Consider the following 18,370-nt stretch of genomic DNA (forward strand, 5'->3'; position numbering starts at 1 on the left):
CGGCTCGGAGCTCAACCAGGAAAGTGCACACACTATTCTTCATCCCGCTCCGGCTGTGATCCCCTCGGGTATCGGCATAGGGCTTCTCGCGGCGGCCGGACAGTCGCCGCGAGCAACTTTCGGGGCGGGAATTTCCCGGCGTGCGCGTGCCGCGGTTTTGTCACGTTATCGTGAATTGGGGCCGCGGCGTGGTCACGCCGACTTTTGCGGACGCGACCATTCTTTATTGGTTCCGAATATGAAATCCTTCTAACCCAAGGGGTCATCTCACCGGAAGCGAATCGCATGAGTCATGGTGTCAGCAACGGGACGGAAGAACGTCCGGCTCCGAAATCCCGGAAGAGCCGGGGGGCTCCCACACCCGGTCCGCGCCGTTCCCCCGTGCGGTTCGTGCCCCTTGCCATCCTCCTGGCCGGTGGCGTCCTGGCATATGCACTTGGTCTGCAGGACTATGTCTCGCTTTCCGCGCTCGTCGACCAGCGCGATGCACTTGCCGCCCAGGTCGCCGCCCATCCGATCCAGTCGGCTCTCGTCTTCTTCGCGGTCTATGCCGCGGTCGTCGTCTTCTCCATTCCGGCGGCATCAGTGCTGACGATCTTCGCAGGCTTCCTCTTCGGCTGGCTTGCCGGTGCGGCCGTTGCGGTTCTTTCGGCCACGCTCGGTGCGTGCCTGTTGTTCCTCGCCGCGCGCGGCGCCTTCAGGGATGTCCTCAGGCGCCGCGCAGGCGGTTTCCTGGACCGGTTCGCCGTAGGATTTCGGGATAACGCCTTCCTCTATCTCCTGGTTCTGCGGCTGGCACCGGTCTTCCCGTTTTTCGTGATCAACATCGCGCCCGCCTTTTTCGATGTGAAACTGCGCACCTTCGCGACCGCTACGCTGATCGGCATCGTGCCCGGCACTCTCGCCTATGCCTGGCTCGGCTGCGGCCTCGGCGACGTGCTCGCCATGGCGGCTGCAAGCGGGCGTTCGCTCGCCCTTTCCGATTTCGTCACCAGGGACGTATCGCTGGCGCTCATCGCCCTTGCGCTGATTGCTACATTGCCCCTGGCATTCAGGCTTATACAGTCGCGCCGCAAAGAAGCGTGACGGAGATACGGATAGGGTAGAGGGCGTGGTGAAACAATTGACACCGGACATCTGCGTAATTGGCGGCGGTGCAGCCGGGCTCACGGTAGCCGCCGGAGCTGCCGCCTTCGGCGTGCCCGTCGTGCTGGTGGAAAAGGGGCCGATGGGCGGCGACTGCCTGAATCACGGCTGCGTGCCTTCGAAGGCTCTGATCGCGGCGTCAAGGCATGCGCATTCCATCAGGGTTGCAGCGGAATTCGGCATCGCCGCAGCAGGGCCCGTCATCGATCAGGAACGCCTGACGGCGCGCATCCAGTCCGTCATAGTCGGCATTGCACCGCATGATTCCGTCGAGCGCTTCACGAGCCTCGGGGTCGAGGTCATCAAGGATGAGGCTTGCTTCGTCGATAACCGCACCATCGCTGCCGGTGACCGCCTCATCCGCGCCCGGCGTTTCGTGATCGCTACCGGCTCATCGCCGGCAATTCCCCCGATCCCGGGGCTGGCGGAGACGCCGTTCCTCACCAATGAAACGCTCTTCAGTCTGAAACGCCTGCCGCGCCATCTTGTCGTCATCGGCGGGGGGCCGGTCGGACTCGAAATGGCTGGGGCTCACCGCCGCCTGGGCGTCGAGGTGACGGTCGTGGACAAGACGGAGGCCCTGTCCGGGCAGGATCCGGAACTGGCGGCGATTGTGCTCGACGGGCTGAGAGCGGAAGGCGTGCACCTCCATGAACGCACGGCGATCCACGCGGTCGAACGGACGGAGCGTGGTATCCGGCTGCGGTGCGAAAACGGGAACGGTCCTTTCGGGATCGAAGGAAGCGATCTGCTGGTGGCCGCCGGCCGCGCGCCCGTTCATGCATCTCTCGGTCTCGATGCGGCAGGGATCAGACACGATCCGAAGCGTATCGAGGTCGGTCCGAATCTAAGGACCAGCAACCGCCGGGTCTATGCGATCGGCGATGCGGCGGGTGGCCTATTCACGCATCAGGCGAGCTATCATGCCCGCCTGGTGCTGCAGCAGATACTCTTCCGCCTGCCGGCGCGCGAGAAGCCGTTCATCGTTCCACGGGTGATCTTCACCGAGCCCGAACTGGCTCATGTGGGGCTGACGGAAGAGCGTGCGCGCGAAGCAGCCCCGGGGGCGACGATCCTTCGCCTGGATTATTCCGCGAACGACCGCTCCCGTACCGATGGTCTTGGCCGAGGGTTGATCAAGGTGGTCGTCGGCAGGCGGGGCCGGGTGCTCGGTGCAGCCATTGCGGGTTCCGGAGCCGGGGAGATGATCAATCTCTGGGCCTTCGCCGTTGCCAATCGCCTGACCCTCAAGCATTTCCAGACTTATGTCGCACCCTATCCGACCCTCTCGGAGATTGGAAAACAGGCGGCGATCTCCTATTATTCCCCGATGGCGCGAAATCGCCTTCTGCGGACCGTGCTTCGGTTCCTCAGACATTTCGGCTGACGGCAGGGAATATTGAGAGTCATGGTGGAAGATGCGCGTCCGGCCGATCCGAGTGCGGCGCCACGAGCGGCGGCCGGCTATCTTGGTGGCCTTTCCGGCAAATTGCTGCTGCTGACGGTTGCCTTCGTCATGCTGGCCGAGGTGCTGATCTTCGTGCCCTCCGTCGCCAATATGCGCATTCGCTGGCTGCAGGACCGCCTGAACACCGTGGCGGCGGCGGCTGTCGTCGTCGACGGCCTGCAGAATGTCGAGCTGCCCCGCGCCGTTCAGCGCGAGACCCTGATGGCGACCGGCACGAAAGCCATCGTCATCCGCCGAAAGGATGCCTCGCGGATGATCGCCAGCGTCGATATGCCCCCGGCCATCGACGGGGAGTACGACCTTGCCGACTTCACGGCCCTCGGCGCAGTCCGGGACGCTTTCGACACGCTTCTTTTCGGGGGCCACCGGGTGGTGCGAATCTATGGGCCGCTAGGCGAGGGCGATGCGACGATCGAGCTGGTGATGAAGGATGCCAAGCTGCGCACGGCCATGCTCGTCTATTCCCGCAACGTCTTCCTGCTGTCGATCGTCATATCGCTGATCACCGCGGCCCTCATCTTCCTGGCAATCAATCGCATGCTGATCGTTCCGATACGACGGCTGACCAAAAGCATGCAGGAGTTCTCGAACGAGCCGTCGAACCCCGAACGCGTGCTCGTGCCGCCGGACGGCAAGGATGAACTGGCGGTGGCCGGGCAGCACCTTGCCAGCATGCAGCGCGAATTGCAGAGAACTTTGAAACAGCAGAAGAGCCTTGCCGAGCTCGGCCTTGCCGTTTCCAAGATCAACCACGACATGCGCAACATCCTCTCTTCCGCGCAGCTCATTTCCGACCGCCTGGCCGCTGTCGACGATCCGGTGGTCAAGCGCTTCGCACCGACATTGCTCAGGGCCATCGATCGCGCCGTCGGCTACACGCGCGAGGTTCTCTCCTACGGGCGCACCACGGAGGCGGAGCCCCATCGCCGCTTCGTGTCGCTCCGGCCGCTTGTCGAGGACGTGGCCGAACTGCTTTCCGTCGACCGGCAGGACGGCATCGATTTCCAGATACAGGTGCGAGAAGACATCGAGGTGGATGCGGATAGCGAGCAGCTCTTTCGCGTCGTCCACAATATCTGCCGCAATGCCGTCGAGGCGCTTGCAAACTACACGCCCGAGAACGGTTCCGAGAGACGGATCTCCGTTTCGGCGGTGCGGACCGGCAGCGTTGTTACGATTTCGATCGAGGACACCGGTCCTGGCATGCCGGCCAAAGCGCGCGAAAATCTCTTCGCCGCCTTCCGGGGCTCGGCCCGATCGGGCGGCACGGGCCTGGGTCTCGCAATCGCACGCGAACTGGTGCTCGCCCATGGCGGAACCATCGCCCTCGTCGAAAAGCCCACCCCCGGCACGCTGTTTCGCATAGAACTGCCGGACCGCCCGGTACGGCTCGATGCCTTCCGCGCCAAGGGACGGTCCTGATGAGGTTCTCGTCCGCACCGGAGGAGACGCAGGGATACCGTCGCAAAAACAGAATTTTTGGCTAAAGGCGCTTGCAATCGCCGAAAGGACCCTTTAGAGGATCGCCACGCAAGCGGTTCACCGCTTAGGCACGCACCCGTAGCTCAGCTGGATAGAGCACCAGACTACGAATCTGGGGGTCAGGAGTTCGAATCTCTTCGGGTGCGCCATTTTCTTTTTTTCCCTGCGAACATGCAAAAGCTTAAGAGCATCTTTGGCTCTTAGGGGTTCGGACCGGCCATTGCGGCACAGGTAATTGCTCCTTGAGCGCCGATTGCCTCGCGCCATCGGTGAGTTCCGGCCAAATCGGGCCGGGCCATTTCCAATCAGGGGTTATAGAGCGCCTTTCTCTATGATTCGGATTAGCCCGCGGCCAGCGCGAGAGAGCGAGTTTTTCCGACCGCTCACGCAAACCGGCCCGTTCTTGGGCGTCCCATCTACTTATTTGCACATAACCTTCTATTCGATCACTTCTATGCGTTCAACCTTTGGGTGAATCATGCGTCCGAGCGCCTGTTGTCGTGGTGCCAGGTTCCACACTTGGGCGAGAGCGAAGCAGAACGGCTGCTCTTCTCGGGCTTGGGTACCGAACAGGACTTATTCCCGAGCGACGGTGAGCGCTGGAGAGAGCAGGATCATTCTTGAAGGAGGTTATCTTGGTAGTAGCGACTTGCACACGTTCTGTTGATCGCAGGCGAGATCGAGGTGTCTCTTCAAGCTGGTTTCGGCTTGCGCTGGGGAGACGACGGCTGATTGGGCCGGGTACGGCCGTCTTGCTGGCAGCTGCCGTGGTGACAGGTTCCGCGCCGGCAGTCTCGGCCGCCACGCTGACCTCGATCTTCGCGACCGAGGCCAACAGAACCGGCGAAAACGGCGCGACCGCCAACTCTGCATGTGATTCGGAGCTGAGATTTTGCTCCACTGCGATCGGCACTGGTGCCGACGCAAGCGGTGTCGCTTCAACCGCGCTTGCTTCCGAGGCCGTGGCATCCGGAACGAAAGCAATTGCGATCGGCGGACGCTCGTCAGCGTCCGGGGAGAACAGCATTGCTCTAGGCACGTCTGCGCAAGCCGCGGGAAGTCAGGCCACCGCCGTCGGTCTGCAATCGAATGCCGGTGGCGGCAATTCGATCGCCTTGGGCTTTGGGGCGCAGACGAGGGCCGGGGATGCAACGGATCCGGACGGCGCGACCTCAGCCGTAGCGATCGGATCCGGCGCGCAGGCCAATGGCGAACAATCCCTGAGCTTCGGCTCATTAGCCGAGGCGACCGGTGAAGGAAGCGTCGCCATCGGTCCGCTCAGCAAAGTGTCGGCCAAAAATGGCGTCGGCATCGGTAACGATAACAAGGTTTCAGGCATCGACAGTGTCGGTATCGGTACCGGCAATTCGGTGACAGGTGAAAAAAGCGTCGGCATCGGATACGCCAATACCGTCTCGGGCGATAGCAGTGGTGCAATAGGCGACCCGACCACCATTACGGGCACCGGTTCCTATTCTCTCGGCAACGACAACACCATCGACGCCGACAACGCCGGCACGTTCGGCAACGACAACAAACTGGCGAATACGGCCGATGGCAGCCGCATCGTAGGCAACGGCAACGACATAGATGTCGGGGACGCTTTCGTGCTCGGCAATACGGCCGACGTCACGGTCGAGGGCGGCGTCGCGCTCGGTACCAGCTCTGTTTCCGACACCGGCGCGGTGGACGGCTACGTGCCGTTTGGTGCATCGGAAGCGGACAGAAACGCAATCGCCGAAACGAAAAGCACGAGCGGCGCCGTGGCAGTGGGCAATGATGCCCCCGGTGCCGAAATCTATCGCCAGATCACGGGGCTTGCCGCCGGTACGGCGGATTCCGATGCCGTCAATGTCTCACAGCTCAAGGCCCTCGAAGGCGGCGTGAAAAATGCCGTATCCTATGACACCGACGCCGCCGGCCAGAAGCTCAACACGATCACCTTGAAGGGTGGCGACCCCAACCAGCCGGTTCTCGTGGCCAATGTCGCCAAAGGCGTAAAGGACACCGATGCCGCCAATGTCGGTCAGGTCAAGGAAGGGATCGCCGAAACCAAGCACTACACGGACGAAAAGACCAATTGGGCGATAGATCAGTCGGCCAGCTATACGGATACCGTCACGGACACCAAGGTCCGCGCGGCGAACCACTACACGGATCAGAAATTCTCGCAGCTGTCGGGCGAGCTCGGGGAAGTTCGCGGGGAAGCCCGCCAGGCCGCCGCAATCGGCCTCGCGGCATCCTCCCTGCGTTTCGACGACCGGCCTGGCAAGCTAAGCGTAGCGCTTGGAGGCGGGTTCTGGAGGAGCGAAGCAGCACTCGCATTCGGCGCCGGCTACACGAGTGAGAACGGCCGCATGCGGGCAAATCTCACCGGAACGGCGGCCGGGGGGCACGTCGGCGTTGGCGCGGGGCTCAGCATCACTTTGAACTGAGATGTCCAGGCAACTCGCCACCGTGCTTCCCGTCGCGGCTTGCATGGTCCTGTCCGGCGGCGCTCCCGCCGTCGGGCAGGGTGCGACGCCGGAACCCCGCTACTGGATCAAGCCGTCCGAGGTCGCGATTCCGCCCGACGTGCCGATCGGCATGTATCGCCGCCTCATCCGTCCTTTCGAGAACTGGACTCTGATTTGTGACGAGAATCTCAAGTCCAAACAGAGAATCTGCAACGTGTCTCAACTCGTCGTCGATAAGGCCGGCAACACTGTTTTCAGCTGGTCGCTGGCCGCAACCGCACAAGGCAAGCCGGTGATGATCCTGCGCGTCCCCCCCGCGGCGGGAAAAGGTTCGATCATCCGTCTGTCTTTCTCCGACCGAAAGGAGCCGGTCGAGGTGCGGGTGGAGAGCTGTGACTCCGTTGTATGCCTGGGAACGGTACCGGTAGGCCCGATCCTTCGCTCCCATATCGCTCGGCAGTCGACGGTCCGCCTGTCCTATGGCGCCGATCAGGGGGACGTCAGTTTCAATCTGCCCTTCCAAGGGCTGCCTCAGGCATTGGAGGCGATAGAGTAGAAATGCAGACGACATGAACAAGATCGACGGAAATGATCAGTCTTCTGCCGGCAGCTTGCGCGATGGCGCCCCTGCCGAAACGGCCGATCCGCGCCCGGCTTCCCGGGAGCACATCTGGCGGAGGCTCTTCTATGGCGCTGCCGGCGTTCTCGTTCTCGGCAGCGCCGCGGCGGCCGTGATGTATTATCAAGGTGTGATCGGCTTGAGCGCTTCGTCCGGCGGGTCGGGTCAGGCCGCGGAAACGAAGGACAGGCTATCGACGAGCGTTTTTGCCCGCCATATGCACCAGGCGGGGATGAAGAAGTGTACGACAGTGTTTCCGCTCCTCGGCGACCTGCTGGTCGCCGGATCCCGCCACAGCGCGCGCACCTACTGGAACGCGGAAGAAGCGGATGCGCACATGGTGCAGACACTTGTCGGCCTTGATTACAGGACACCCGGTTATCAGGGTTCGGCAGGCGGCCTGATATTCGCAGCTCCCCTGCCGAATGGCGGCTGCGAGGGGGCCATGGTTCGCATCGCGCCTTTTGCGAAGTCCTGCAAGGACATGGTATCCCTCCTGCCGAAGGGCAGCGCGCCTGCCGATAATCTCTCGGGCGTTCAGACCTACGCTCTCGGTAATGGCCAGGGACAGGCGATGCTCATTCCCGTAGGCGATGCACATTGCATCGCCGTCTCGACGACAGCGCTTGCGCAATGATTTGCGAGATCGACGGCACCACCAAATCACGACGGATGGCTGAACCGGGCTACCTGCGCGTCCTTGGTCAGGTTGCGGAAATTCGGGCCACTCATATGCACGAGCGTCCTGTGGTCGCCTCCTTCGAAATAGACGTCGCTCGCCCGGTCTAGGCTTTCATCGAGAATAACGGCAACGCCGTAGGCCGATCCGATGGGCGGAACGGCGCCCGTCTCGCAATCGCTGAACAGCTCGCTGACCTCTTCCTCGGAGGCGAGGCCCAGCCGGCGGTTCATGACCTCCTGCAGCGTGGACAGCTCGACCCGGTGCGAGGCCGGCACGACGGCAAGCACATAGCCCGTCTCGTGGTGAACGACCACGGATTTGGCGAGTCTGTTGCCCGGTACATGGGCCGCTTCGGCAGTCTGACTGGTGGTCGCGGTGCGGTGATGAGCGAGCGTGTCGTAGTCGATGCCCTCGCTGTCGATATAGTCCTGAAGTTTCCTGGCTATCGTCATCGCAGGCCCCCTTTTCTTCGTGGTGGCGCGGAAACCAGCATTTTCCTCTCATCATTCGCGGAGTCAACGAGGAAAGGAACGTCCCGACGGCGCGTGTGTTTTGTAAATGTGGCGTTCACGGTCTTGTGCTTGGCAGGTGCCTGAAATGCGCTGGCCGGAAACCCATATGAATTGAGTGCAGATCGCCGCCCGTAAGGAGGGACGCGATGTATCGCTATATGATGAAGGAACTGATGCTCATCATCGCCGGCCTGACGGTCTGTGCGGTGCTCTTCCTGCTTGTGCTCTCCCAGGGAGCGGCCGCGTCTCTTTGAGTGTGCGGATCAGCTTCGGCCGAGAATTTCGAGTGTCTTCGGGTCCCGAACGCCGTTGAAGTAGAAGTCCAGCGCGCGGGCGAATGCATCGGCCTCAGGCGCTGCGGCTTCGAAGAGCGTCATCGACGATCGGAATTTGAAGTCGTCCGGCCGGCCGAAAATCTCCAGAGCGCTACGCCCTCTGACGCCGTTTACCGCTTCGGTGCATTCGAGGATGCGACGGCCGAGGAGAGGGTGCCCGAAATAGGCCCGCGCCTCGGGAAGACCCGGCAGGGCATAATATATCGCCGTCGGCGAGCGACCGAGGCCGGCGATTTGCGGAAAGATGAACCACATCCAGTGCGTATGCTTGGCTCCGGCGCGAAGCTCCGCCAGTGCGGCCGGATAACTGCCTTCCTGCGCCGCGGTAAAGCGTTCGAGATCGAAAGCCGCGCCTGCCATGAATGAGGGATTCTCCGCCCGTGCTCGTTCCAGTGCTGCGGAGCATAGACCTTCGATCACGATGTTTTTAGGTCGTCTCGACCTAACACATGAACGTGCTCGATTTCAAAAAATTTCCATCGATCAGGCGCGACGGGCGACCGCATCCGGTGCGCGCCTGTGCTTGCCGCAGACGAAAGGCTCGGGTCAGTCGCAGAGCTTCAGGAGCGCCTTGCCGCGGCTGAGGTCGCTTACGAGAGCGCTCACTTCGTCCACAGCATTCTGCGGTATCTCGACCGAAAGCACCGAACCCGTGTCGGTGAAGGTCTCTGCGGCAGTCGTCACCCCGCGCGCCGCAAGCCGCGCCCTGATCAGCGCGAGATCGGCGAAGTCGCAGGCAATCTCGGCGCGCTGTCGTTCCACGAGTTCAATCTTCTCCGCGGCCCGCAGGCAAAGCGCCGCAGTGCCGCCATAGGCACGAACCAGTCCGCCGCTGCCAAGCAGGATGCCCCCGAACCAGCGCGTGACGACGACGGCCACCCGGTCCAGCGACTGGCCGTCTATCGCCGAAAGGATCGGCTTGCCCGCCGTGCCGCCCGGTTCGCCGTCGTCACTGAAGCGATAGTTCTGGCCGACCCGCCAGGCCCAGCAATTGTGATTGGCCGCAGGGTCGGCGTGGGCGGCAAGGAAAGCTTTGGCGGATTGCTCGTCCTCAACCGGCCCGGCGATCGCCAGGAAGCGGCTCTTCCTGATTTCCTGTGTCGAGGACTCGATGCGTTGAAGGGTGAACATCCGCTTTTTTCCGTTTGCGATCCGATAGCGGATTTGCAGCCGAGAGGCCAAGAACGATGTTCCCGGCCGGCCCTCACCCGATCGCCATAAGACTCGCATTGCCCCCGGCTGCTGCCGTGTTGATCGAGGCGGAGACCTCTTCCACGAGCCAGTTCAGGCAATAGGCGTCGGGGTTGCGGGCGATCTCTTCACTCGATGCTGCCTGGACGAGCAGCAGCGGCCCCGGCAGTGCGGCGATCGCTTTATTGACCGCGCGGATTCGCTCGCCATCGCCTTCGACGAGGGCGCCGGCGAACGGACCGTCGGCAGCCCAATCCTTGGACCAGGAGACACGCAGGCCGACGGTTTGCGGCAGGTCTTTCAGCGAAGGCTGCAGGCCGGAGGCAGCATCGATCACCACGCTGTTGCCGGTTGCAAGGGCGGCGGCAAGCTGGTGATAGAGCCCACTCGCCGTTGCCGGCACGAGGAGGATGCGGCCGCGCGCATGGAGGGTATAGAGATTGCGTTCGCCGACCGGGCCGGGCAATTCGAGATCAAGGCCGAGAGCCGAGCTGCTCCCGGCATTGCGGGCCGCTTCGGCCTCCGCGCATGCGCCTTTGCCATCCAGCCATTTCGTGAAGTCGAGAAGGACCGGGTCCGTGTGCACCGAGCTGTGCTGCGGCGGGACCGGTGCGGTGGCGACAAGGCGGCCGAGATAAAGCGGACCGCCCGCCTTCGGCCCGGTGCCGGAAAGACCGCGGCCGCCGAAGGGCTGCACGCCCACGACCGCGCCGATGATGTTTCGGTTGATGTAGAGGTTGCCTGCCTTGATGCGGCTTGTCACATGCGCGATCGTCTCGTCCAGGCGGGTGTGCAGGCCGAAGGTGAGGCCATAGCCGGTCGCGTTGATGTCGTCCACCAGCCGGTCGAGACCATCGCGCCGGTAGCGAATGACGTGCAGCACCGGTCCGAAGACCTCGCGTTCGAGATCGGAAAGTTTTTCGAGTTCGATGATCGTCGGAGGGACGAAGGTGCCCTGGTCCGTCTCCGAGGCAAGTCCGATCTGCTCGACCTTGCGGCCGAGCTCGCGCATCCGTGCGATATGCTTTTCTATATTCTCCTTCGCCTCTGACGTGATGACGGGTCCGACGTCCACGGAAAGGCGATCGGTGCGGCCGATCTGCAGTTCGTGCAGCGCTCCCTTCAGCATGGTCAGGATGCGCTCGGCCACGTCTTCCTGCAGGCACAGCACGCGCAACGCCGAGCAGCGCTGGCCGGCGCTGTCGAAGGCGGAGGCGATCACGTCGCCGACCACCTGCTCGGCCAGCGCCGAGGAGTCGACGATCATGGCGTTCTGGCCCCCCGTTTCGGCGATCAGCGGAATCGGCCGGCCGGCTAGCGAGAGGCGGTCGGCAAGCTGCGCCTGAATCAGCCGCGCGACTTCCGTCGATCCGGTAAACATCACGCCTGCGGTTTCGGGCGCGGCAACCAGAGCAGCGCCGATGCGGCCGTCGCCCGGAAGAAGCTGCAGCGCCCTCGCCGGAATACCCGCTTCCTGAAGGATACGGACGCCCTCGGCGGCGATCAGGGGCGTTTCTTCCGCGGGTTTCGCGAGCACCGGATTGCCGGCGACCAGTGCCGCGGCAATCTGGCCGGTGAAGATCGCCAGCGGGAAGTTCCATGGACTGATGCAGACGACGGGACCGAGAGGCCTGTGGCCGGGACCGAGGGTACGACGCGTCTGTTCGGCATAGTAGCGGAGGAAGTCGATCGCTTCGCGCACCTCGGCAATGGCGTTCAGCGCCGACTTGCCCGCTTCCCGGATAATCAGTCCGAGGAGCGTCGGCATGCGTGCCTGCATGAGGCCGGCGGCGCGGTCCAGGCAGGCGGCGCGCTCGGAGGGTGAGACCGCCGCCCAATCCGCCGCCGCTTCGGCGGCCAGACGCGCGGCGCGCCTTGCGTCCTCTTCCGAGGTTTCCGTCACCGAACCGACGACGTCGCGATGATCGCCGGGGTTCAGAACAGGCAGTGTCTCGCCGGCAACAGGTCCGGTTGCGAGCCGCGGAACGCAAGTCCAGCCATTTGCGGCGCTTGCCTTCAGCGCATCCGTGAGGGACGCAAGCGTTTCCTCGTTGGAAAGATCGAGCCCGGCGGAGTTGGTCCGGGAATCGCCGAAGAGTTCGGCGGGCAGGGCGATCTTGTCGTGCCTGGCCCCGACGACCGGCATGCCACGAACGATTTCGACGGGATCGGCGATCAGCTCGTCGATCGAGACCTTCGGGTCGTTGATGCGATGCACGAAGGAAGAGTTCGCGCCGTTTTCGAGCAGGCGGCGGACCAGATAGGCAAGCAGTGTTTCGTGCGTGCCGACCGGAGCATAGATACGGCAGGGACGATCGAGATTTCCGAGGCCGACGACCTCTTCGTAAAGCGGCTCGCCCATGCCGTGCAGGCACTGAAACTCGTATTTGCCCACCTGAAAATCCTTGCCGGCCATGTGGTAGATGGCAGCGAGCGTCTGGGCATTGTGAGTCGCGAATTGCGGGAAAATCACGTCTGTCGCGGCAAGCAGCTTGGCTGCGCAGGCGAGATAGGAGACGTCGGTATGGATCTTTCGCGTGAAGACCGGAAAATCCTCGAGCCCATCGAGCTGCGCGCGTTTGATTTCGGCATCCCAATAGGCACCCTTTACGAGCCGGACCATGATCCGCCGGCCGGAGCGGCGGGCCAGATCGATGACGAAGTCCAGCACGAAGGGGCAGCGCTTGCCATAGGCCTGCACGACGAAGCCCATGCCGTTCCAGCCGGAGAGCTCGGCGTCGAGGCAGAGCTCCTCAAGGAGATCGAGCGAGAGTTCCAGCCGGTCCGCTTCCTCGGCGTCGATGTTGAGGCCGATATCGTATTTCCTGGCGAGCAGGGCGAGCGCCTTCACCTTGGGCAGCAATTCGCCCATGACCCGCACCGCCTGAGCACGGGTGTAGCGGGGATGCAGCGCCGAGAGCTTGATCGAGATGCCGGGGCCCTCATAGATGCCCCGTCCGGCGGAAGCCTTGCCGATGGCGTGAATGGCACTCTCATAATCCCTGTAATAACGCTCGGCATCGGCGGCGGTGGTCGCCGCCTCGCCGAGCATGTCGTAGGAGTAGCGGAAGCCCTTGCCTTCGAGCTCCTTCGAACGCTTCAGCGCCTCCTCGATCGTCTCGCCGGTGACGAACTGTTCGCCCATCATCCGCATGGCCATGTCGACGCCGCGCCGGATCACGGGCTCGCCGCAGCGCGAGATGAGCCTTGTCAATGCCGCCGAGAGGCTGCGGTCGTTGACCGTGGAGGTCAGCTTTCCGGTGACCACAAGCCCCCAGGTCGCCGCATTGACGAAGAGCGAGCGGCTGCCGCCGAGATGCGATTTCCAGTTCCCATCGGCAATCTTGTCGCGGATGAGCGCGTCACGGGTCGCGGTATCGGGAATGCGCAGCAGCGCTTCCGCAAGGCACATGAGCGCCACGCCTTCCTGGCTCGAAAGTGAATATTCCTGCACGAGCCCTTCGACGCCGGAGCCGCTGTGCTTGCCGCGAAGCGCCTCGATCAGCTTGCGCGCGGTCCTCGATGCGGCTTCCCGTGTTTCCTTCGATTGCGTCGCCGCCTCGACGAGCGGAGGCAGGCATTCCGTTTCCGGGCGGCGGTATGCGGCCGTAATCGCCTGGCGCAGCGTGCTTTGCGGCTGGACCGGCGGTGCGAAGTCGGCGAACGGTGCGGGTGCAGCATCGATAGCGGGTTTCTGAAGCGGGCTCTGGCTCATTGATGCTGTCCTCCACGGAACGGTAGCGGGCGCTCCGACGCCCTGATGTCGTGGCAGAAAATACGCGTGCTGCCACCGAACATCCATCCGGCAAATCAGCCATCGCGCCGAATCTCTCTCTATCGGTCTACGAAAAAAGAGAGACTTATACGGAGGGCGGGCGAATGGCCCGGACGATCATAGGCCAGCCGCCACTCCAAAGAATTGCTCCCGCGCCATCAGGCACTCGTCGTCGCCTGGCATGCAGGTGCGACAGACGATGGGGCGCATCTCGTACACCTTGCAGCCTACGGAGCGGCCGAGCTTGCCCTCGAGCGCCGTGCAGCGATCGTTCTCGCAGCGCATGCCGCCGAGATCCGCGGCCACATAGGCTGCCGGAATGCGTTCGAGCTCTTCCTCCGTCTCCAGCGAGAAACGAGGCCAGTCGGCCGAATAAGCGCAGCAGGCGCCGCAACTCTGGCAGTCGAAATCCGGATTGGCGGCAACAGCATGGTTCATGGCGCAAGCCTATCACGAAGCGGGTGGCGGCGGGAATGCCTCAGCTTGCGCCGGCGGATCACGTGCCCATCGCGTCGCGCCGCGCTATCTCGTAGTCTTCCGTGTGTACGAGCACGCCGTCCGGGGTCACCAGCGCGATCCCGTAGGCTGCCGGTTCGTCAACCGAAAGGGACGCATCCGCCGTGGCGAAGGGCATCGGCTGCTGATGTACCGGGCTTTTGAAAATCGAGAAGGGGATGCCTCGACTTGAGCCGCTGATGGTGCGGTGAACGTGGCCGGCGAAGATATGGCGAACATTGCCATGCCGCTTCACCAGGGCATAGAATTCGTCTTCATTGACGAGGCGGATCATATCCATGCCGGCAAATCCGCTGGCATGCGGCGGGTGGTGCATAAAGATGAGCGCCGGCCGGTCGCCGGCCTCGCCGAGCTGCCGGTCGAGCCAGGCGAGTCGCGTTTGGCAGAGATGGCCGGCATGGCTCACGGGATAGTCGTAGGGCGGCGCAAACAAGGTGTCGAGGAGAATGGCGCGGCAATCGGGGAAATCGATCGCCTGCTGGACGAAGCCGTTGGCGTCCGTCACCGCTTCGGCGAAGACGTCCAGAAACAGCTCGCGCCTGTCGTGATTGCCGATCATGAGTGCTGCCGGAGGCATCAACTCGCGGAGAAGCGCCTGCAGCCGCTCATAGGATTCGCGATCCGCCGCATGCGCGAGATCGCCGGCAAAAATTACCAGGTCCGCATCCGCATGAAAGCGATTGACATGGGCAATGCCGTTGGCAAGCCGCCGGTGGGGGTCGAGTCCGATGATGGTCCCGCCTTCGGGAACCATGTGCAGGTCGGAGAAAATGATAAGTTTCGTCATATGCGTCCCGCGTGATGTCTCTCGCGCCACGCTCCTGCGCCTGCTCATGGGCGTCAAGCGGAATCTTCGGGCTGGTCTTGGGCATATCGGGCGGCGCGGGCGCCTTTCGTCACCGCGACGGGTCGGCGCTTACCTGAGCAAAGCGCCGGGCAGCCATTACATCACCTGAGGACGTGTCGGCAGTATCGCGGAGGGCGACGGCGAGGCTGCGGGCGGCGAGTGCATTTCCCTGTCCCGCGGCGCGCTGATAATAGCGACGCGCGGACTCCAGATCGCCGCGTCCGGCGAGCAGATCGGCATAGCTGACCATCGCCGAAGCGTGGCCGTTCTGCGCGGCCTGTTCGAGAATTTGGGCCGACTGCAGCTTCTGGCCAGCCCTGTCGAGAACACGTGCCAGCTGGAACTGCGTTCGGCCACCGCCATTTTGATTGTAGGCTTCCCGGCAGGCCGAAAGCGCGACGCCGATCCGGATGTCTTTCGTAGCGACGGCCGGAAAATTCCGGTTGCGTTCGACGTCCGATTCGCTGCCCGCCTCCCGGTCGCATTGCTCGGCGGCAGTGAGATCGCCTGCGCGCGCCGTGGAAGACGCCATCGCGGCAAGAGCAAGGAGCAGGATGGCCGCGAGCGGATAGCCCAAGCCAATCCGAAGGCTCGATTTAACGTGCTTGTTCATGGTGCCCTCCCTCTACCCGACACCACCCTAGGGCCGTCCCAACCCGGCAGCTGTTCCGAGGGAAACAGCGATGATGGAGCTGAACCGGTGATTGAACCCCAAGATGCATCTTGAATCGGGCACGCCTCGGTCTATCCTCGCAATGAGCCGGTGGCCGAACAGGGAGCGCTGCGAAATGCAGGGGAGAAGCCGATGCGGCAGTTCGAGATGAGGAGACGGAATTTTCTTGGCGGCCTGCTGCTTGCCACCGCATTTGGCGGTCGCTCGATGGCAGCCGCTCCCGTCGTCGGCAAGGCCGCGAAAATCCGCGGTAATGTCCGCCGCCGGCAGGGCGGGGACGAAGAACGGCTGGCGATCGGCGGCGCGGTTCTCGACAGGGACTACGTCCTGACGAGCACCAACAGCTTCGCCGATCTCGCGCTGAGCGAGACGCGCCTTCTGCTGGGTCCGCAAACCGAACTCCTGATCGACAGCTACATCGCCGGCCAGGGCGGAACCCTGGAACTCGGCCTGGGCCGGATGGTGTTCGACCGGCCCGAGGGCTTGCCGAAGGTGGACATGGCAGTGCGCACCGCCTTCGGCATGATCGGCGTTCGCGGAACGAAGTTCTTCTGCGGCCCGAGCCGCGCGGCTTTCGCGGTCTTCGTGGAACGTGGCGTCGTCTCGGTCCGGGGCGGCGGCGTTACACGGACCGTCGCAGCAGGCGAGGGCGTCGATTTCAGCAGCCCCGGCGCCGCTCCAAGCGAACCGATCCGCTGGGGGCAGGCAAGAATACGCCAAGCCTATGCGAGTGTCGGGTTGAGGTAGGGGCGACAGCTGGCATCCCGCGATGCGGTTGCTGTAGATGTGTGCCTGTCATTCCGCTCGAAGGTGCTTATTCAGTCCGTCACCCGCTACCGTGAAAAGCTCGATCGGCCCGAAGCCCCTGATGTCATGCCGCCCAAGCGCCGTTAGCGCCGCTTTCGACTGCGCGGCCGCTGCCGGGCCGATGCAGATGCCGGTGCCGAGGAACTTGTTCGCCTCCTGAAGGCGCGCAGCGAGATTCACCGCATCGCCGTGGGCGGTATAGTCGAGCTTCCCGCCGGCGCCCACTTCTCCCAGCACCGCCGCGCCCGTCTCGATGCCGATGCGGGTCCTGCCGAAGCCCTGTTCGGCGAATTGCGGGCGGCAGCGCATTTCCTCGGTAAGAAGATGGATCGCCATGGCGCAGTCGATCGCCTGGTCTACATGGCCGGGCAGGTCCTCAGGAGCGTTGAAGAGAGCATGGACGGCATCGCCGACGACCTTGTCGACCATGCCACCATATCCGGAGACGAGCGCGTTCACCTCGGCGAAATAGATGTCGAGCAGGGCGACAAGTTCGCGGGGACCAAGCTTTTGCGAAAGCGTCGAGAAACCCTCGATATCGGTGAAGAGCGCCGTTACCGGACGTTCCTCACCGGCCAGGCGTTCGCCATCGGGCCCGTCTATGTAGCGCGCCACCACGGACTGCGGCAGGTATTGCGAGAATTTCCGCCGGGCGGCCGCCTCGGCGCGAAGCGTGCGCGCGAGCTGTAATGCGCTGGTGACGACGAGGACCGCGATCAGTGCCAAGGATGTGCCGACCGCGTCGAAGAGCCAACCGGTGGAGGCATAGATCGCACCGGAGAAGGTGATGAAGGCGAGCACCGCCGCGGCCCCCAGTATAAGGGACGATTGCGGGCGGAGCCTGGTTGCCGCATAGGCGGCAGCGACTCCCGCGGCCAAACTGAAGACAGCTTCGATAAGCGGCAGGTGGCTGCCGCGGTAGGGCACGAAGCCGGTCATGATCGCATTGGCGACATCGGCGTGGATCTGAACAGATGGCTGGAGCGGCATGGATGCGGTGGGCCGCAGGCCACCGAGGCTCGGCATGCTGCTGCCTATCAACACTACCCTTCCTTTCAGATGACTTTCGTCGACGCGTCCGTCAAGAACGTCGGCGGCCGAGATCGTGCGCGCGGCGATCGCCTCTTCAGAACTTGCTGCGAAGCGCAGGTTGCCGCTCTCGTCGAGGGGGATGATCGCGTGATCGAGTCTCAACCAGGCGGGCTCTCCGCCGAGAACAGGCGTGCTGCTGCCGGCGGCAAGCCGGCCCGCTTCGATACCAAGGGACGGGTAGGCATCATTGCCCAGGATGGCGAAGGCCTGCACGCGCCGGACTCGCGCATCCTCGTCGCCGACGAGAAAAGCCGCAGTCGCGGCCTCGGATCGGTCCATGAAGCCGGGGCAGGAGGTCTCCGCCCCTTCAATGAACCATTGCGCTGGGACGGCCAGCTGGCGCCTGCGGGCCAGGGGCGGGACGGGGCGCGGCCGTTCGATAACGCGGTCGGCCGCCAGGAAGCCGAGGGCTGCGGGCACCTTGCCGATTGCCGCAGCAAGCGCGGCGTTGGCGGATGAAGCCGGATCGCAGGCGGAACTGAAGACGAAATCAACGGCAAGCATTTTCGGCGCGGCCGCGGCCAGGCGCGAAATGAGGTCGGCGGTTGCGGCCCTGTTCCAACTGCCGCCATTCGCTTCGTAGGCCTCGCGATCGACGTCGACGACGATGATGTCCGGCGACCTTGGCGGAGGGACCCATTGGGTCAGATTGTCGAAGAAAAGTTCACGCTGGGTGCCGAGGATGGTTGCAGCATAGAAAAGCAGCGCCGCCGCGGCGAGGCTGGCAAAGACCCCGCCCCAGAGCGGGGTGACGCGGTAAAGCAGCCTG

General features: G+C 63.6%; 15 protein-coding genes and 1 tRNA gene. 8 read left to right on the forward strand and 8 right to left on the reverse strand.

What is annotated here, in order from left to right:
• Positions 1–285: 285 nt before the first annotated feature.
• From FB009_RS11440 to FB009_RS11470, 7 genes are all read left to right on the forward strand, one after another.
• Positions 286–1,086 carry a TVP38/TMEM64 family protein gene (locus FB009_RS11440; RefSeq protein ID WP_011974296.1) on the forward strand — a complete coding sequence of 267 codons (801 nt, stop codon included), beginning with the start codon at positions 286–288 and terminating at the stop codon, positions 1,084–1,086.
• Between the two features lie 25 nt (positions 1,087–1,111).
• Positions 1,112–2,533: a dihydrolipoyl dehydrogenase family protein gene (locus FB009_RS11445; protein WP_011974297.1), complete on the forward strand. Its 1,422-nt coding sequence runs from the start codon at positions 1,112–1,114 to the stop codon at positions 2,531–2,533.
• A gap of 21 nt (positions 2,534–2,554) precedes the next feature.
• The gene (locus tag FB009_RS11450; protein WP_011974298.1) at positions 2,555–4,036 is read left to right on the forward strand and encodes a sensor histidine kinase; all 1,482 of its coding nucleotides are present in this window, start codon (positions 2,555–2,557) and stop codon (positions 4,034–4,036) included.
• A gap of 132 nt (positions 4,037–4,168) precedes the next feature.
• A tRNA-Arg gene (locus FB009_RS11455) sits at positions 4,169–4,245 on the forward strand.
• 618 nt (positions 4,246–4,863) lie between these two features.
• Entirely contained in the window at positions 4,864–6,531 is a 1,668-nt protein-coding gene (locus FB009_RS11460; RefSeq protein ID WP_234824761.1) for a YadA-like family protein, read from the forward strand.
• Between the two features lies 1 nt (position 6,532).
• The gene (locus tag FB009_RS11465; protein ID WP_011974300.1) at positions 6,533–7,108 is read left to right on the forward strand and encodes an invasion associated locus B family protein; all 576 of its coding nucleotides are present in this window, start codon (positions 6,533–6,535) and stop codon (positions 7,106–7,108) included.
• Positions 7,109–7,121: 13 nt separating this feature from the next.
• Positions 7,122–7,808 carry a hypothetical protein gene (locus FB009_RS11470; RefSeq protein WP_011974301.1) on the forward strand — a complete coding sequence of 229 codons (687 nt, stop codon included), beginning with the start codon at positions 7,122–7,124 and terminating at the stop codon, positions 7,806–7,808.
• A gap of 26 nt (positions 7,809–7,834) precedes the next feature.
• On the opposite strand, the gene FB009_RS11475 is transcribed toward FB009_RS11470, so the two are convergent.
• The 7 genes from FB009_RS11475 to FB009_RS11505 form a co-directional block, all read right to left on the reverse strand.
• Positions 7,835–8,305, reverse strand: a complete 471-nt coding sequence (locus FB009_RS11475; protein ID WP_011974302.1) for an aminoacyl-tRNA deacylase — start codon at positions 8,303–8,305, stop codon at positions 7,835–7,837.
• Between the two features lie 323 nt (positions 8,306–8,628).
• Positions 8,629–9,060: a DUF1810 domain-containing protein gene (locus tag FB009_RS11480; protein WP_011974303.1), complete on the reverse strand. Its 432-nt coding sequence runs from the start codon at positions 9,058–9,060 to the stop codon at positions 8,629–8,631.
• 186 nt (positions 9,061–9,246) lie between these two features.
• A complete protein-coding gene (locus tag FB009_RS11485) occupies positions 9,247–9,831 on the reverse strand; it encodes an IMPACT family protein (protein ID WP_011974304.1) in 585 nt (194 codons plus the stop codon).
• Positions 9,832–9,904: 73 nt separating this feature from the next.
• Entirely contained in the window at positions 9,905–13,606 is a 3,702-nt protein-coding gene (gene putA / locus FB009_RS11490) for a trifunctional transcriptional regulator/proline dehydrogenase/L-glutamate gamma-semialdehyde dehydrogenase (protein WP_011974305.1), read from the reverse strand.
• A 177-nt stretch (positions 13,607–13,783) separates the two neighbouring features.
• Positions 13,784–14,104, reverse strand: a complete 321-nt coding sequence (locus FB009_RS11495) for a YkgJ family cysteine cluster protein (RefSeq protein ID WP_011974306.1) — start codon at positions 14,102–14,104, stop codon at positions 13,784–13,786.
• Positions 14,105–14,162: 58 nt separating this feature from the next.
• The gene (gene spdA / locus FB009_RS11500; protein ID WP_011974307.1) at positions 14,163–14,969 is read right to left on the reverse strand and encodes a 2', 3'cyclic nucleotide phosphodiesterase SpdA; all 807 of its coding nucleotides are present in this window, start codon (positions 14,967–14,969) and stop codon (positions 14,163–14,165) included.
• Between the two features lie 109 nt (positions 14,970–15,078).
• Positions 15,079–15,642 carry an SEL1-like repeat protein gene (locus FB009_RS11505; protein ID WP_011974308.1) on the reverse strand — a complete coding sequence of 188 codons (564 nt, stop codon included), beginning with the start codon at positions 15,640–15,642 and terminating at the stop codon, positions 15,079–15,081.
• Between the two features lie 192 nt (positions 15,643–15,834).
• On the opposite strand from FB009_RS11505, the gene FB009_RS11510 reads away from it, so the two are divergent.
• Positions 15,835–16,449 (forward strand): FecR family protein, encoded by a 615-nt coding sequence (locus FB009_RS11510; protein WP_011974309.1) that lies wholly within the window; start codon positions 15,835–15,837, stop codon positions 16,447–16,449.
• A gap of 48 nt (positions 16,450–16,497) precedes the next feature.
• Here FB009_RS11510 and FB009_RS11515 read toward each other — a convergent pair whose 3' ends face one another.
• The gene (locus tag FB009_RS11515) at positions 16,498–18,366 is read right to left on the reverse strand and encodes a CHASE2 domain-containing protein (protein ID WP_028054035.1); all 1,869 of its coding nucleotides are present in this window, start codon (positions 18,364–18,366) and stop codon (positions 16,498–16,500) included.
• Between the last annotated feature and the right edge of the window lie 4 nt (positions 18,367–18,370).

Source organism: Sinorhizobium medicae (genome assembly GCF_007827695.1).
GTDB classification, from domain to species: domain Bacteria; phylum Pseudomonadota; class Alphaproteobacteria; order Rhizobiales; family Rhizobiaceae; genus Sinorhizobium; species Sinorhizobium medicae.